Below are 14093 nucleotides of genomic sequence, written 5' to 3'. Positions count from 1 at the left end.
ATTTAAAGAAAAAATAGACAGAGTTTCAGATGAAAAAAACACAGCCTAAAGGGCTAACGCGGATTTTTAATGCAGGTAAATACTCTCTGAAGGGATTGAAAGCCGCTTGGCAAAACGAAGCGGCCTTTCGACAAGAAGTTGTGCTCTTGATTGTGATGAGTGCGGTAACACTCTTCTTGCCCGTTTCTCATTTAGAACAACTCATTATGATTGCGAGCCTTTTTCTTGTTGTGATAGTCGAGCTCATTAACTCGGCAATTGAGGCGGTTGTCGATCGTATTGGCCCTGAGCATCACGTCCTCAGCGGCAGAGCAAAAGATATTGGTTCAGCGGCTGTTTTTGTTGCGCTAATTCTAGTGCTCATCACTTGGGGAAGTATCCTCCTTTTCTGAGCACATCAAGTAATAGCGGATGCATGCCAAAACCATGCATCTGTTGGCATAATTTTACAGCGTCTTATCTCCTTAATAGGGTTAGTCAAATCTTAAAGTGATTAACCCTCCCTTCCTATCTACATGATTTTATGAGAACTCCTAAAATCGCAATGACTGACACCTGTACGACTTTAGGATGATGTCACGACATTGAGACAGATACTGCGACCTTCTCGATATTAACCTTTTTGCAACATAAGAGCATCGCAACGCCATCAATCGTCAGTTTGGATTTGATACTCAATTTGAGCAAAGGACGTAACGAGATGAAAAAGCACATCGCTTACAGCATCGCAATCTGCATTGGGTTTTCCGCGCCAATTGCATCAGCAACCACTGCAGAAGAACTCGGAAGTATTGGCGCATTTCTCGAAGCCGTTTTAAAACCCAACTACACCTACACAACGAATGACACCAGCATCATCTATTCATCTGACAAGCCACCTTCAGTCAACCATGCTAAAGCGGCTTTGCCTTATCTAGAACTATCTGAATATGTCTACCGAGCGAACGGCGCACCTAACGGTTGGCAGCTACGAGAGATCGTGCAAGATACCAGCATTGGCTTTCACTCCGCTGTCTACACCAGTGGCAGTCAAGCTGTGATTGCCTTTCGAGGCAGCGAATTAGGCACGGCTGATTGGGTAAATGATGGTTTGCTGTCCGCCGGACTCGTGCCACCCCAGTTCGCCACCGTTATTCGCGAGTCGGAATATCTCGCTGACAAATACAGTGAATATAACGTGCATTTCACTGGCCACAGTTTGGGCGGCGGATTAGCGACCGCAGCAGCCATCCGTACGGGTAAATCTGCCACTGTCTTTGATGCAACAGGCGTGAATAAAGCCGTGCTCCAAGCCATAAAAAGCGCAATTTACAACGACGGAGACAAGCGAAAAACGTGGCGTAATAACGCCAAAGGCATTACCAATTACAATTTGGTGGGCGAATTTGTCTCTGACATGGATTTACAACAAGATGCGGATACAGCAGGCGTAGATGCACAACAATACGGCACCATTTTTTACCTCTCTTCAGCTCGTTTTATGCCGTTGCCTTTGGTTAAAAATCCTCTGACGTTGCATTTCACCGTTCCATTGAAAGAGGAGCTTCAGTTCCTGTCTGAACCTTTCTACAGGCATAACATCTGGGATCACGACAGTATTGATAACGATATCGATGGTATCCGTTCACTGTTCTATATCGATTGGACAGATGACACCCTCGATGTCATAGCATGGCAAATCCAATACGCCATCAACTCTTTCCCAAGCTTTATCGCTGACGTTTTCAAACAACGGTAATTAAAGACTTCATCGAAACATCCGTGTTTCATTTGTCCTTTTTGGCGCACTTTATGTGCGTCTTTTTTTCTTTTGAAATCTTGGATTTCAAAACAGGCCTTTAAAAGTCAGTGTCAGGCGTTACACTTGGGTAAATGCTAAAGGAAAAGTTAGGTTTATAGATGTTTTCAAAGTTGTCTTCGATTCTTCGTGAAGTCTTCAATGAGGAAGGTGGAAACGCTGCTGCAAATGAAATGCTCTACCAAAACGCGATGGCAGGCTTGCTTTGTGAAGTCGCCAGTGCCGACCATGATCTGGATGAGCGCGAAGAAGCTGCCAAGATCAAGATGCTGAGTGCTCTGCTAGATATTGATACCGAGCAAGCGACCTCTCTGGTGCAGGACGCTCAAGTCAGCTCTAAACAATCCGTTTCTCTTTATGACTACACCGATAAGCTTCGCCAGCTTGAGCAATCACAGCGTTATGAGCTCATCAAAGCAATGTGGGAAGTGGCGTTTGCAGACGGGCGTATCGACCCATTAGAAGAATCTGTTATTCGAAAAACGGCAGAGCTTCTCTATGTCGACCATGCGCTTTTCATTAAAGCGAAAATTGAAGTGTCAGGGCAATCCTGACACTTTTTTAGATTCAAACGCTATAACGCTAGGATTAATGGCTGACCTTCCACATTGATGCGTTTTAGCTGAGTATCAAATGCTTTTTCTAAGGTCTCTACATCCATGACCTCAGTAGGAACACCTTGAGCTACGATGTGGCCATTTTTCAGCAATACCACCCTATCTGCATCTGTCAGTGTTCTGTTTATGTCATGATTTGACATGATCACTGTGATGCCTTTCTCCGCCAGACAACGGATCATTTTGTACATCGCACTTTGCTGTGCAATGTCTAATGCTGTAGCCGGCTCATCAAGAAGAAGCAGTTTCCCATCTGGATTAATATCGGGCCAAATCTGGAGGCACACGCCGGCGAGTCTCACGCGTTGCCATTCACCTCCAGATAGCTGTTCAGTATTGCGATTCAGCTTGTCTTCGATACCAAGCAGTTTACAAATATCCAAAACCGCTTTTTCTAACGCGTCTTTGTTTGTATCGCTCAGAGGAAACAGGCTCAAACTTAGGTATTGATAAACACCAATTGCAAATGCGGGTTTCTGCTGCTGGCTAAGGTAAGCGCGTTGGCGTGCAAGGTTTCCGCTAGACATTGTGGCAATATCCTTGCCGTCTAACGTAGTACATCCCTGCCCTTCAGTTAACCCAGAAAGCAGCTCTAGCATGGTACTTTTTCCGCTACCATTTGCGCCCAGTAAGTGGACGATTTCCCCCTTCGCTGCATGCAGATTTAAAGGCAGAAGGCGTGTACCTAAGGCAATGTTCTTGGCTTCAATCATACGCGCCTCATCAACATCCAAATAAACAGAGGTGCACCGATGGTCGTTGTTACCGCTCCCACAGGCAGCTCCGCTTCTGCTATCGCCAAACGTCCAATGGTGTCAGCAAGCAACATCAACGAAGCACCTGCCAAAGCGGATAGCGGCAGCAAAAACTTGTTCTCCGTGCCTAGCCAGAGTCTCAGGAAATGCGGGACAACAAGGCCAACGAAACCAATGACCCCTGCCATTGCCACGGAAGCACCCACAAGGATGCTCACCATTAGAATGAGCTGCCAACGCAAGGTTTGAATATTCAAACCCAACTGTCTGGCATGAGTTTCCCCTAGCATCATCAAATCTAGATTTTTACCTTGAGTACATAGCCAAAGCACAGCAGGTAAAACAACCACAGAGAGAGTCAGCTGCGTCCAATGCACGCCAGAGAGGCTTCCCATTAGCCAGTACATCAACTGACGCAGGTTTAAATCAGAGCTGAAGTAAAACGCCCAAGTGACAACCGCCCCTGACAAGATACCCAGCGCAACACCGATAAGAAGCAACCTAGCAGTCGACATAGTGTGCTTTCTGGCTAACCACACCAAGATGCCCGTAAAGACGAGAGCCCCCATCATCGCGGCGGCCATCAACCCGTAGGGACTGGCTAGCGAAGGGAAAATAAAGAGAACGATGACCAATGCGAGGCTGGAGCCGCCAGATATGCCGAGAACGCCTGGCTCGGCAAGCGGGTTACCGAGAAGGACTTGAAGTACGCCGCCAGACACGGCTAAGGACGCACCAATTAGAATGGCAGCAATCACGCGCGGTACGCGCAATTCCATTAATAGTGTTTGCTCTAAAGGCGAAAATGCCGAAAACGGAGAAATCCAAATTTCCCCTGCAGAAAGAGACAACATCACACAGGCGATAAGAAGCGCAATCGCTAAGCCGAGAGCTGTGTGCCAACGCCGAGTCCGGCGTTGGACAAGTTGAAGTAAGTGCATGGTTTTTTGAGTTCTAATCGCAATAGCCGCCAACCATACAGAGAACAGCAAAAAATGAAAAGCACTAACTGGCCGCAACAGGCCCCGGCTCGCTGTCTACGTTCACAAAAAGAGGAAGAGACAAATCAGGTGTATAAGGTTGCACCAATAAGCACGCTCTTTGACCAATTGCCACGTTTGCATTTGGGAATACGACAGCTTCCCCGCCCTCTATCGCCCAGTACGACACCTCGTTCTCGTGCGCTAACTTTTCGCCAGACGCGAAGTAGGTAAAGTTCGCGGCATCATTACTAAACGTGAATGAAAAGTTTGCATCCGTTTTGGTAATCGTGCGCGTTACTTTGTAGATAGAGAATGGATGCTCATCGTCAATCTGAGGCAATGGCTGTGCGGCGATCAATGCGACTAAGGCAGATTTAAGCGGCTCAAACTCGCTCATATCATTTTCATACAATTTGGCCACTCTTCCCATTTCGAACGTTGCGGCCAACGCGCTGAAATTTTCTGCACTCCACCAACTAAACGTTGATGATGGCGTTCGGCTAAGCATGATAGCATCCATTTTAGCCGCCTGAATAAAGGACACCAAAGGACGAATGTCGGTTGCCGGGGTCGATGCGGGAACAACACCAAACATGTAGTGTTTAGAATCTCGAATGGCACTGTGAAGATCAAAATGCCACCTTTGCTCGCCTTCTTTGGCTGAATGGAAGAACTCAGATACATGCGCTTGAAGTCGATTCGCTATCAAGCACTCTTTGTTTCTCTCAGGGTTTTCTTTGGCGAACAGACGATTAAGGTTTTCCTCAATAAAACGCGTATGCGCGTGAATGGCATCAGGGTGACCAATAATAAAAAGTACGCGCTCTGACGGGGCCACACGCTCGTTAAGTACATCATGAACTATGTCTTCAACAAGCTCTATCGGTGCTGTTTCATCACCATGAATACCCGAAGAAATCACCACATGGTTCTTTGCGTTGTTGGGTGAGACTTCTAATACACCGATGTCTTTATGGGTTACCAAAGTGCCATTAGACAGTGTGATGCTTTGTGGTTGGAAATCTTTTGGTGGATACAGGGTGTGTTTGAGGAAGCTTTCGAAAAGTTGTTTTTGCACTTCTAACAATCCTTCGTTTTGTAGTGATCGTATTCTTTGTTTTCGTTCTATTTAGATACTACAAAAAGACCGAAGTGCTGAACATTTCCGAACGAGAAAGAGTGACTTAACCGACAAGAAGGAACGCTAATTGGTCATATTGACCGCTAACGCACTAAATTTTGGCAATAAAAAACCGCAGCGAAGGCCACGGTTCTATAGTCATTGCGAACAAACTTATTTGTCGACTTTTGCGTTTTCAACGCGAGCTTTTAGTTTTTGTCCCGGTCGGAACGTAACGACTCTACGAGCAGTGATTGGAATATCTTCACCGGTTTTTGGGTTACGGCCAGGACGTTCATTCTTCTCGCGAAGATCAAAGTTACCGAAACCTGACAATTTAACTTGTTCGCCACTTTCTAGTGCTTTTCGAACTTCTTCGAAAAACGCTTCGACAGTTTCCTTGGCGTCCCGCTTGCTCATCCCGACGTTTTCAAACAGGTTCTCAGCCAAATCGGCCTTGGTGAGCGCCATAGGTCATTCCCTCAAAGAAAATGTTTAACACAAATGTGATACGTCGTATCTACATCACGATTTTACGTTGCATTGGAAATATTCACATGCTCCTTCGTCGGGCAGCATATTTCCAATCAGCAACTTACGAACAGTGTAAGCCAACTGGCTGATTTGCGCCAACTTTTTTCCTTATCATTATTTGGAATAGTGCTCTGTTAATGAGTTTTCCATGTTTAAGACGTGCATAAAAATTGAGACACGCTCAGTTAGATACCATCTTTACGTGATGTTTTTATTCATTTTTTATGCGAACACTAACGACTTTCACATTGGACCTCGATAAAACATAGATTTATCAGAGCACTAGGTGTTAGAACTTTTAGACATAAAAAAAGCAGCCTTAAGGCTGCTTTTTTCTTAGAGACTGTCGATTAATCGCGTAGCGATGCACCGAATTTCTCACCAAGAAGCGCAACGACTGAAGCAACTGCTTCAGAAATATCGCTTTCTTCCAGTGTGCGTTCAGTAGATTGCAGTGTCAGCGCGATCGCCAAGCTCTTGTTACCATCCTCTACGCCTTTACCTTTGTACAGGTCAAACAGCTTAGAACCAGTGATCAGAGCATTGTCAGTATCCAGACATGCACGTACTACGTCTTCAGACGCAACGTCGTCAGCAACGATCACAGCGATATCACGACGGTTCGCAGGGAACTTAGAAATCACTACCGCTTCTGGGATAACACGTTGGTTGATTGCATCCCACTCGATTTCGAACACGATAGTGCGGCCGTTCAGACCGAACTTGCGCTCTAGTTCTGGGTGTACAGTACCGATGTGACCTACTACTTTGCCATCAACTTCAATCGCTGCTGATTGACCTGGGTGCAGTGCTGGATGTTTTGCTGCTTTGAAGCTGTAAAACAGTTCGTTAGCAGTCAGTTCCAGAATCGCTTCCAAATCGCCTTTCAGGTCAAAGAAGTCAACAGTGTTAGTCGCGATGTCCCAATGCTCTTCTGAGCGAGGACCCGCAATCACACCTGCCAGCATCATTTCCTGACGCATGCCGTTTTCAGCAGTTTGCTCAGGGATGAAACGCAGACCTGCTTCAAACAGGCGAACGCGTGGCTGTTGGCGTTTTTGGTTGTACGCTACTGTGTTCAGCAGACCCGTCCACAGGCTCAGACGCATTGCTGACATATCTGCAGAGATTGGGTTTGGCAGAACCAGAGGCTCAACGTCTGGCACGATCAGTTTTTGTTGGTTTGGCTCAACAAAGCTGTAGGTGATTGCTTCGTGGTAACCACGATCAACCAGAAGATCACGAACGCGTTTCAGAGGCAGGTTTGCTTCTTTGTATTCGTTCATGGTCAGTGACGCTGCAGGAGCTTGGTTTGGAATGTTGTCGTAACCGAAGATACGGCCAACTTCTTCAACCAGGTCTTCCTCAATCGCCATATCGAAACGCCACGCTGGTGCTTTCGCTGTCCAGCCAGCTTCGTTAGCTTCAACTTCACAGCCTAGACGCGTCAGGATCTCAACAACGTCCGCATCTGGAATCGCATGACCCAGCAGTTTGTCCAGCTTGGTGCGACGCAGAGAAATAGTTTTCGCTTTTGGCAGGTGCTCTTCAGACTCCTGACCAACGATTTCACCCGCTTCACCGCCACAGATAGCCAGCAACAGCTCAGTTGCACGCTCCATCGCTTGAGTTTGCAGTGATGAGTCAACACCACGCTCGAAGCGGTGTGATGAGTCAGTGTGCAGACCGTAGCTACGTGCGCGGCCACGAATTGCGTCTGGTGCAAAGAATGCAGCTTCCAGCAATACGTCAGTGGTGCTTTCGATGCTAACACCAGAGTCCTGACCACCGAAGATACCTGCGATTGCCAGTGCTTTGTTGTGGTCAGCAATAACCAGTGTGTTGTCGTTCAGTTCTGCTTCGTTGCCGTCCAGCAGAACAAGTTTCTCACCTTGTTTCGCCATGCGAGCCACGATACCGCCTTCGATCTTCGCCAGATCAAATGCGTGCATTGGCTGACCTTGCTCCAGCATCACGTAGTTAGTGATGTCTACGATTGGGTCGATAGAACGAATACCGCTACGGCGCAGTTTTTCTTGCATCCACAGTGGCGTTGCCGCTTTAACGTTAACGTTGCGAACGACACGGCCTAGGTAGCGAGGACACGCTGCTGGTGCTTCGATAGCAACAGAGATTTTGTCTTCAATCGTTGCTGCTACTGGCGTGATAACTGGCTGACAAACTTCAGCACGGTTCAGAACGCCTACTTCACGCGCCAGACCTTTGATGCTCAGACAGTCTGCACGGTTTGCAGTCAGATCAACATCAATGGTTACGTCGTTCAGTTTCAGAAACTCGCGGAAGTCAGTGCCGATCACTGCGTCTTCTGGCAGTTCCATGATGCCGTTTGATTCAACATCAATACCCAGCTCAGAGAACGAACACAGCATGCCATGTGAAGGCTGACCGCGTAGTTTTGCTTTCTTGATTTTGAAGTCACCTGGCAGCACTGCACCAACAGTTGCTACAGCCACTTTCAGGCCAAGACGGCAGTTTGCTGCACCACAAACGATATCCAGCAGCTCTTCGCCACCTACGTTTACTTTGGTTACACGCAGTTTGTCAGCATCAGGGTGTTGACCACACTCAACCACTTCACCAACAACAACGCCGGTGAACTCACCTGCTACGGCTTCAACGTCGTCTACTTCCAGACCAGCCATGGTGATTTGGTGTGCCAGTTCTTCGCTGTTTACAGCAGGATTAACCCACTCGCGAAGCCAGGATTCACTGAATTTCATTTATCAATTACCCCAATGCTTACTTGAATTGTTTCAGGAAACGCAGATCGTTCTCGAAGAACGCACGCAGGTCGTTCACGCCGTAACGCAACATGGTCAGACGCTCAACACCCATACCGAAGGCGAAACCAGAGTATTTCTCAGGGTCGATGCCAACTGCACGCAGTACGTTCGGGTGAACCATACCGCAGCCCAGGATTTCCAGCCATTTGCCGTCTTTACGACGAACGTCAACTTCCGCTGAAGGCTCAGTGAATGGGAAGTATGAAGGACGGAAACGCACTTCCAGATCTTCTTCAAAGAAGTTGCACAGGAAGTCGTGCAGGATGCCTTTCAGCTGTGCAAAGTTAACGTTCTCGTCAACCAGCATGCCTTCAACCTGATGGAACATTGGGGTATGTGTTTGGTCGTAATCGTTACGGTAAACACGGCCAGGTGCAATAAAGCGCAGTGGCGGCTGATTTTGTTCCATGGTGCGGATCTGAACACCAGAGGTGTGCGTACGCAGCATCAAATCAGGGTTAAAGAAGAAGGTATCGTGATCAGTACGCGCTGGGTGATCTTCTGCGATGTTCAGTGCATCGAAGTTATGGAATGCATCTTCGATCTCTGGACCAGTTTTTACTTCAAAGCCCAACTCGCCAAAGAAAGTTTCAATGCGTTCGATAGTGCGAGTAACTGGGTGAATACCGCCGTTCTCGATACGACGACCTGGTAGAGTAACATCGATAGTTTCTGCAGACAGTTTCGCTTCCAGCTCTGCGCTTTCCAGTGCGTTCTTACGCTCTGCCAACGCTTGCTGAACTGCTTGCTTCGCTTTGTTGATGCTTGCACCAGCTTCACGGCGTTCTTCCGGTGGAAGTTTACCCAGTTGCTGAAGTTGAAGCGTCAGCTCACCTTTCTTACCCAGGTACTTAACTCGTACCTCATCCAGTGCCGCAACAGAGTCAGCTGCTTCAATGGCTGACGTTGCGTTGGATAGAATCTCTTCTAGTTGTTGCATCGTTTCCTCATCTACCCATTTGGGCAGTGTCCTACGGGAGTAAATTAATATACCCAAACTACCTAAAGATGCAGATAACAATCCCACTACATCTTGAGGTTGTTTGGGTATCTATCCTTTCTCGTCATGCATTTTATTCACGACGCGACCTTGTCGCTCAAACAAAACACATCACAAAAATTGGCATAAAGACGTAACGATACATAGTAAATAAAGCGAGGCGTAATGCCAAACTGAAATGTCACCTAAGTGCCCGTCATGACTAATTCCTCACCATTTTTTATGCACATTTTTGTCGCTGAAGAAATTTGAACAGAATCAAGGGATGTTGGTGTCTTTTTTCCTGACTTTCTGAGCGATTTTTGTGCGTGCTTCAAACCCAGAATTGAGAACTTCAACCGAACCCAAAACCGTCACATTTGAAACTTGCATTGCGCTATTTGTAGGCCGTCTAAATTCTTCGAATTCACAACTGGTTATGCCGAGATTTCTAGCCACGCATGTCTACTGTGATAAAGGTGTGCCACTGCACACATTCCGCACAAACAACAAAAATCAGGGTATAAAAATGAGAATATTAGATTGGCAATTCGGATGCCTCACCAACAAAGAGTTAAGAAAATCGATGTGCTTAGTCCCTCTCCTTCTCGCCTCTCCTACATTTGCTGATGACCAGTCTCAGCCTCCCTCTCAGCACTCCCCAATCAATACCGCAGAAACACCCATGTTTGTTAGCTTAGGGTTTGACGACAATAACGATGCCGATGGCTTGAAATGGGTATTGGAAACATTGAGCCAATACCAAAACCCAAAAGGTGCAGACAAGCATGCTAATAAGCCGCTTTCCGCCTCATTTTTCATGCTCTGCGGGCTATCTCGTGGAAACGCTGAGGTGTTAACACTTTGGCGACAAGCAGCGCAAGCAGGTCACGACATTGGCAACCACACAGAGACACACCCAGATGACAAGGTGAATTGGAATCCGCTAGAAAGCTGGATGACCGCAGAGCAATGGCAAGAGGAAGTTTCCCATTGCAATGAACTGTTGAAAGCGTCCGTCGATGACGGAGGAGTTGGGGCTTCTAGTGTGAATGGTTTTCGCGCCCCTTTTCTGACCTATGACGACGACACGCTCAACGCCCTAGTGGCAAATGGCATTCGTTATGATGCGAGTTTCCCAGCAGGCATCACCGCTGAACATGACGGAACAAACAATTTCTGGCCACACACTCTGCACAACGGTAGCCCTGAACACGACTTAGCTGTTAATCAAGGCTGGAAGCCCGCTATCTCAGCTTTTCCTCTGTGGCAAATCCCGATGCATACTCTCATTGTTCCGCCGGATGCGTTGATGGAAAAGTATGGGCTGCCCTACTCCCTTCGCGACAAAATAGCGAAAAATGTGCCATGGTTCGACTTTGTCTCAGGCAAAGGCGATAACTTTGATTGGAACCTCTACTCAGAGCCAGCATGGGGTGCAGCAGGTCTGTCCGGCGATGATGTGTTCGCGATTTACGCCTATAACCTTGACTTAAGACTTTCAGGCAACAAAGCACCGTTAGCGCTTGGCCTTCACTCTGCGTTTTATGGTTTGGTTAATGGTCAAGAGCCCATTGGCATGCCAGGCTCAACCGTCGAGACACGGCGCGCGGCGTTGGAACGTTTTATTGAATATGCGTTGTCAAAGCCTGACGTCAGATTTGTAAGTCATATCGAACTGGTCGATTGGATGCATTCGCCAGAGCCGATGACTCTCTGCCCAAGCAGCGAATGGGATGTGTATAAAACCTATCAAAAAGGCGACAGCGTGAGCTATCAAGGAAAGGACTACGTCGCTAAATGGTGGACTACACAACAAATACCGGGGCTTTACGAAAATTCTCCGTGGGAAGAGATTGAGGCGTGTACGGTAAGCCCTATTTGAGCAAATCTCGCAGGGGAAGCTTCGGCTTCCTTTTTTACAATTTGTTCTATAGCTTTGTTCTTAATCGACTTTTGGACAAGAGAAACCGCTATAAGATTTGTTGGCGGTCTAAATTATCAATTAGACAATTAACTTTACCTACCTTTTGGGCAGAGTTGTCTAATAAATTAATCAGCGACACTTTTCTCATTTTCAAACGGCGCATTATTTCTATGTCAACAAAGTCGTGCATTAACAACCATACAACTCGTTTACCATTGCAAACCTCCCCACTCGCTGTGGAAGACACCCCCATGTTTGTCTGTTTGTCTTTTGATGATAACTACGACGCAAATGGGCTCAGTTGGGTACTTCAGATGCTAGAGCTCTTTCAAAATCCCTGCGGTTATGATGTATTTTCAAGTAAGCCTTTATCAGCGACATTCTTCGTTCAAAGTGGCCCTTCATGGGAAAGAGAAGACATGTTAACTCTTTGGCGTAACGCACATGAGTATGGACATGACTTAGGGAATCACACAGACGCACATAGTTTTTGGGATCCTTTTGAAGGCGATGTTTCTCAAAACTTCTGGCGGTATCAAATTGGATTATGTAATGACTTCCTCACTCTTCCTTTAGAAAAGGGAGGAGTAAACCATGGCACAATCTCAGGCTTTAGAGCCCCATTTATGCGTTATGACGACAATTTATTACAAGTGTTATTAGAAAATGGGATGAAATACGATTCGAGTTTGCCTGCTGGCAACACGCCTTCTCATGACGGTACTAACAATTACTGGCCGTACACGTTAGACAACGGCAGCCCGGAACACGACATCGCTGTAGAAAGTGGCTGGAAAACCAAAATATCTAAATACCCCGGCCTTTGGGAAGCTCCCACGCATTGTCTTATTGTTCCGCCGAACCAAGAGCTTGAAAAATTTGGCATCAATTATTCATTGAGAGAAAAAATCGCCGACAGAGTTGACTGGTTCGATACAGAAACGGGCAAGGGCGAGAATTTTGACTGTAATTTGTATAACAGTCCTGCGGAGGGTGGCAGCGGTTTAACTGGTCGGGATGTTTTCGCTATCTATGCACATAACTTAGATTTACGCCTGAAAGGCAACAGAGCGCCATTAATATTGGGCCTGCACTCAGAGCATTATGCTTATTTTGGTTACGAGCCATTTTTCACAACACCTGAGTCTTCGGTAGAGGATAGACGCATTGCCCTAATGCGCTTCATAAAGTATGCATTGTCAAAACCTGAAGTGCGCTTTGTTAGCTTAAAAACGCTCATCGATTGGATGGAAGAGCCGACACCTTTGAAAATTCGAGCGGTTTAGGTTTTATCCACGAAAAAGGGGAGCCTGAGCTCCCCTTTTAACTTTCAAATTCTAATCTGTAATTAATTACAGAGCAGCTTTCGCTTTCTCAACAAGTACAGCAAATGTTGCTTTGTCGAATACTGCGATATCAGCCAAGATCTTACGATCGATTTCGATAGACGCTTTCTTCAGACCGTTGATGAAACGACTGTAAGACATACCGTTTTGACGAGCCGCAGCATTGATACGAGCAATCCACAGTTGACGGAATTGACGTTTTTTCTGACGACGGTCACGGTAAGCGTATTGACCAGCTTTAGTAACTGCTTGGAAAGCTACGCGGTAAACACGTGAACGTGCACCGTAGTAACCTTTAGCTTGTTTTAGAACTTTCTTATGACGTGCACGAGCTTGTACACCACGTTTTACGCGAGGCATTATGTCTCTCCTAAACTAAATTGTTAAAAATACTAAGAAAAATTATGCGTATGGAAGCATACGAGCAACTGCTGCCACTTCGCACTTAGGCAGAAGTGAGTTTGGACGCAGTTGACGTTTGTTCTTAGTAGAACGCTTAGTCAGGATGTGACGCTTAGTAGCACGCTTAAACTTGAAACCACCAGCAGTTTTCTTGAAACGCTTAGCAGCACCTTTGTTTGCTTTCATCTTAGGCATGATGAATAACTCCGCATTGTATGCAATTAATAACAGTGTAATTTGGCGAACAAAGAGGCTATGCCCAAGGGCATAGCCTCTTGTGTTACTTGTATGCCGAAATTACTTCTTCTTAGGGGCAAGAACCATGATCATTTGACGACCTTCGATTCGCGTCGGGAAGCTTTCTACCAAACAGATTTCAGCAGTGTCTTCCTTCAGACGATTCAAAACGTCAACACCGATATCCTGGTGCGCCATTTCGCGACCACGGAAACGGATAGTGACCTTGACCTTGTTACCCTCTTCAATAAAGCGAACCAGGTTGCGTAGTTTTACCTGATAGTCGCCAATATCGGTGCCAGGACGGAATTTGATTTCCTTAACCTGAATAACCTTTTGTTTTTTCTTCTGCTCTTTCGTAGCCTTGCTCTTTTCATAGAGGAATTTGCCGTAGTCCATCACACGACAAACTGGCGGCTCGGCATTAGGCTGATTTCAACCAAGTCTACTCCCGCATCTTCAGCGGCTTTCAGAGCTTCTTGGATTGAAACAATACCAACAGCCTCACCGTCAAGACCAGTCAAACGAACTTCGCTGATACCGCGAATTTCGTCGTTCAAACGATGAGCATTTTGTTTAACCGGGGCTTTT

At 46.6% G+C, this 14093-nt stretch carries 14 protein-coding genes and 1 pseudogene; 5 read left to right on the top strand and 10 right to left on the bottom strand.

Annotated features, from left to right (window positions below; translation table 11 throughout):
- Positions 1–29: 29 nt before the first annotated feature.
- The 3 genes from ATN88_RS18130 to ATN88_RS18120 all read left to right on the top strand — a co-directional run bounded on the left by ATN88_RS18130 (position 30) and on the right by ATN88_RS18120 (position 2352).
- A complete protein-coding gene (locus tag ATN88_RS18130; RefSeq protein WP_067418998.1) occupies positions 30–392 on the top strand; it encodes a diacylglycerol kinase in 363 nt (120 codons plus the stop codon).
- Positions 393–700: 308 nt separating this feature from the next.
- On the top strand, positions 701–1738 hold the full coding sequence (locus ATN88_RS25610; protein ID WP_083539523.1) for a lipase family protein: 1038 nt from the start codon (positions 701–703) through the stop codon (positions 1736–1738).
- 161 nt (positions 1739–1899) lie between these two features.
- The gene (locus tag ATN88_RS18120; RefSeq protein WP_067418996.1) at positions 1900–2352 is read left to right on the top strand and encodes a tellurite resistance TerB family protein; all 453 of its coding nucleotides are present in this window, start codon (positions 1900–1902) and stop codon (positions 2350–2352) included.
- 20 nt (positions 2353–2372) lie between these two features.
- On the opposite strand, the gene btuD is transcribed toward ATN88_RS18120, so the two are convergent.
- The 6 genes from btuD to pheS form a co-directional block, all read right to left on the bottom strand.
- Entirely contained in the window at positions 2373–3128 is a 756-nt protein-coding gene (btuD, locus tag ATN88_RS18115) for a vitamin B12 ABC transporter ATP-binding protein BtuD (RefSeq protein WP_067418993.1), read from the bottom strand.
- On the bottom strand, positions 3125–4111 hold the full coding sequence (gene btuC / locus ATN88_RS18110; protein WP_067419297.1) for a vitamin B12 ABC transporter permease BtuC: 987 nt from the start codon (positions 4109–4111) through the stop codon (positions 3125–3127). Before btuC ends, btuD begins: the two co-directional genes overlap by 4 nt.
- Before the next feature lie 64 nt (positions 4112–4175).
- Complete coding sequence (locus ATN88_RS18105; RefSeq protein ID WP_083539522.1) at positions 4176–5231, bottom strand: succinylglutamate desuccinylase; 1056 nt, start codon at positions 5229–5231, stop codon at positions 4176–4178.
- A 216-nt stretch (positions 5232–5447) separates the two neighbouring features.
- Positions 5448–5744, bottom strand: coding sequence for an integration host factor subunit alpha (ihfA, locus tag ATN88_RS18100; protein WP_067418991.1), 297 nt, complete (start codon positions 5742–5744; stop codon positions 5448–5450).
- 413 nt (positions 5745–6157) lie between these two features.
- The gene (gene pheT / locus ATN88_RS18095; RefSeq protein ID WP_067418990.1) at positions 6158–8548 is read right to left on the bottom strand and encodes a phenylalanine--tRNA ligase subunit beta; all 2391 of its coding nucleotides are present in this window, start codon (positions 8546–8548) and stop codon (positions 6158–6160) included.
- A gap of 19 nt (positions 8549–8567) precedes the next feature.
- Positions 8568–9551, bottom strand: a complete 984-nt coding sequence (gene pheS, locus ATN88_RS18090; RefSeq protein ID WP_067418988.1) for a phenylalanine--tRNA ligase subunit alpha — start codon at positions 9549–9551, stop codon at positions 8568–8570.
- A gap of 625 nt (positions 9552–10176) precedes the next feature.
- Between pheS and ATN88_RS18085 the strand changes: the two genes are divergently transcribed.
- Positions 10177–11475, top strand: a complete 1299-nt coding sequence (locus tag ATN88_RS18085; protein WP_157490770.1) for a polysaccharide deacetylase family protein — start codon at positions 10177–10179, stop codon at positions 11473–11475.
- Positions 11454–12803, top strand: coding sequence for a polysaccharide deacetylase family protein (locus ATN88_RS18075; RefSeq protein WP_157490763.1), 1350 nt, complete (start codon positions 11454–11456; stop codon positions 12801–12803). Before ATN88_RS18085 ends, ATN88_RS18075 begins: the two co-directional genes overlap by 22 nt.
- Before the next feature lie 66 nt (positions 12804–12869).
- Here the strand turns inward: ATN88_RS18075 and rplT are convergent, their stop codons facing one another.
- The 4 genes and pseudogenes from rplT to ATN88_RS29095 all read right to left on the bottom strand — a co-directional run.
- Positions 12870–13223, bottom strand: a complete 354-nt coding sequence (gene rplT, locus ATN88_RS18070; protein WP_067418982.1) for a 50S ribosomal protein L20 — start codon at positions 13221–13223, stop codon at positions 12870–12872.
- Between the two features lie 42 nt (positions 13224–13265).
- Positions 13266–13460 carry a 50S ribosomal protein L35 gene (gene rpmI, locus ATN88_RS18065; RefSeq protein ID WP_067418980.1) on the bottom strand — a complete coding sequence of 65 codons (195 nt, stop codon included), beginning with the start codon at positions 13458–13460 and terminating at the stop codon, positions 13266–13268.
- A 102-nt stretch (positions 13461–13562) separates the two neighbouring features.
- Positions 13563–13901 (bottom strand): translation initiation factor IF-3, encoded by a 339-nt coding sequence (gene infC, locus ATN88_RS29100; RefSeq protein WP_067418979.1) that lies wholly within the window; start codon positions 13899–13901, stop codon positions 13563–13565.
- Positions 13902–13910: 9 nt separating this feature from the next.
- Positions 13911–14026 (bottom strand): annotated as a pseudogene (locus ATN88_RS29095) (translation initiation factor IF-3); the annotation flags it as partial.
- Positions 14027–14093 lie beyond the last annotated feature (67 nt).

The sequence above is a fragment of the Enterovibrio coralii genome (assembly GCF_001559595.1).
In the GTDB taxonomy this organism is placed as follows: Bacteria; Pseudomonadota; Gammaproteobacteria; order Enterobacterales; family Vibrionaceae; genus Enterovibrio; species Enterovibrio coralii.
Note: the sequence above shows the minus strand (reverse complement) of the source record. Positions and strands in the feature narration are given on the sequence as shown.

Bases quoted from the DNA above. Each gene is read 5' to 3' on its own strand.
- ATN88_RS25610 (WP_083539523.1), top strand. From the start codon at position 701: ATGAAAAAGCACATCGCTTACAGCATCGCAATCTGCATTGGGTTTTCC.
- btuC (WP_067419297.1), bottom strand. From the start codon at position 4,111: ATGCACTTACTTCAACTTGTCCAACGCCGGACTCGGCGTTGGCACACA.
- ihfA (WP_067418991.1), bottom strand. From the start codon at position 5,744: ATGGCGCTCACCAAGGCCGATTTGGCTGAGAACCTGTTTGAAAACGTC.
- infC (WP_067418979.1), bottom strand. From the start codon at position 13,901: ATGGACTACGGCAAATTCCTCTATGAAAAGAGCAAGGCTACGAAAGAG.
- pheS (WP_067418988.1), bottom strand. From the start codon at position 9,551: ATGCAACAACTAGAAGAGATTCTATCCAACGCAACGTCAGCCATTGAA.
- rpmI (WP_067418980.1), bottom strand. From the start codon at position 13,460: ATGCCTAAGATGAAAGCAAACAAAGGTGCTGCTAAGCGTTTCAAGAAA.
- pheT (WP_067418990.1), bottom strand. From the start codon at position 8,548: ATGAAATTCAGTGAATCCTGGCTTCGCGAGTGGGTTAATCCTGCTGTA.
- rplT (WP_067418982.1), bottom strand. From the start codon at position 13,223: ATGCCTCGCGTAAAACGTGGTGTACAAGCTCGTGCACGTCATAAGAAA.
- ATN88_RS18130 (WP_067418998.1), top strand. From the start codon at position 30: ATGAAAAAAACACAGCCTAAAGGGCTAACGCGGATTTTTAATGCAGGT.
- ATN88_RS18120 (WP_067418996.1), top strand. From the start codon at position 1,900: ATGTTTTCAAAGTTGTCTTCGATTCTTCGTGAAGTCTTCAATGAGGAA.
- btuD (WP_067418993.1), bottom strand. From the start codon at position 3,128: ATGATTGAAGCCAAGAACATTGCCTTAGGTACACGCCTTCTGCCTTTA.
- ATN88_RS18085 (WP_157490770.1), top strand. From the start codon at position 10,177: ATGTGCTTAGTCCCTCTCCTTCTCGCCTCTCCTACATTTGCTGATGAC.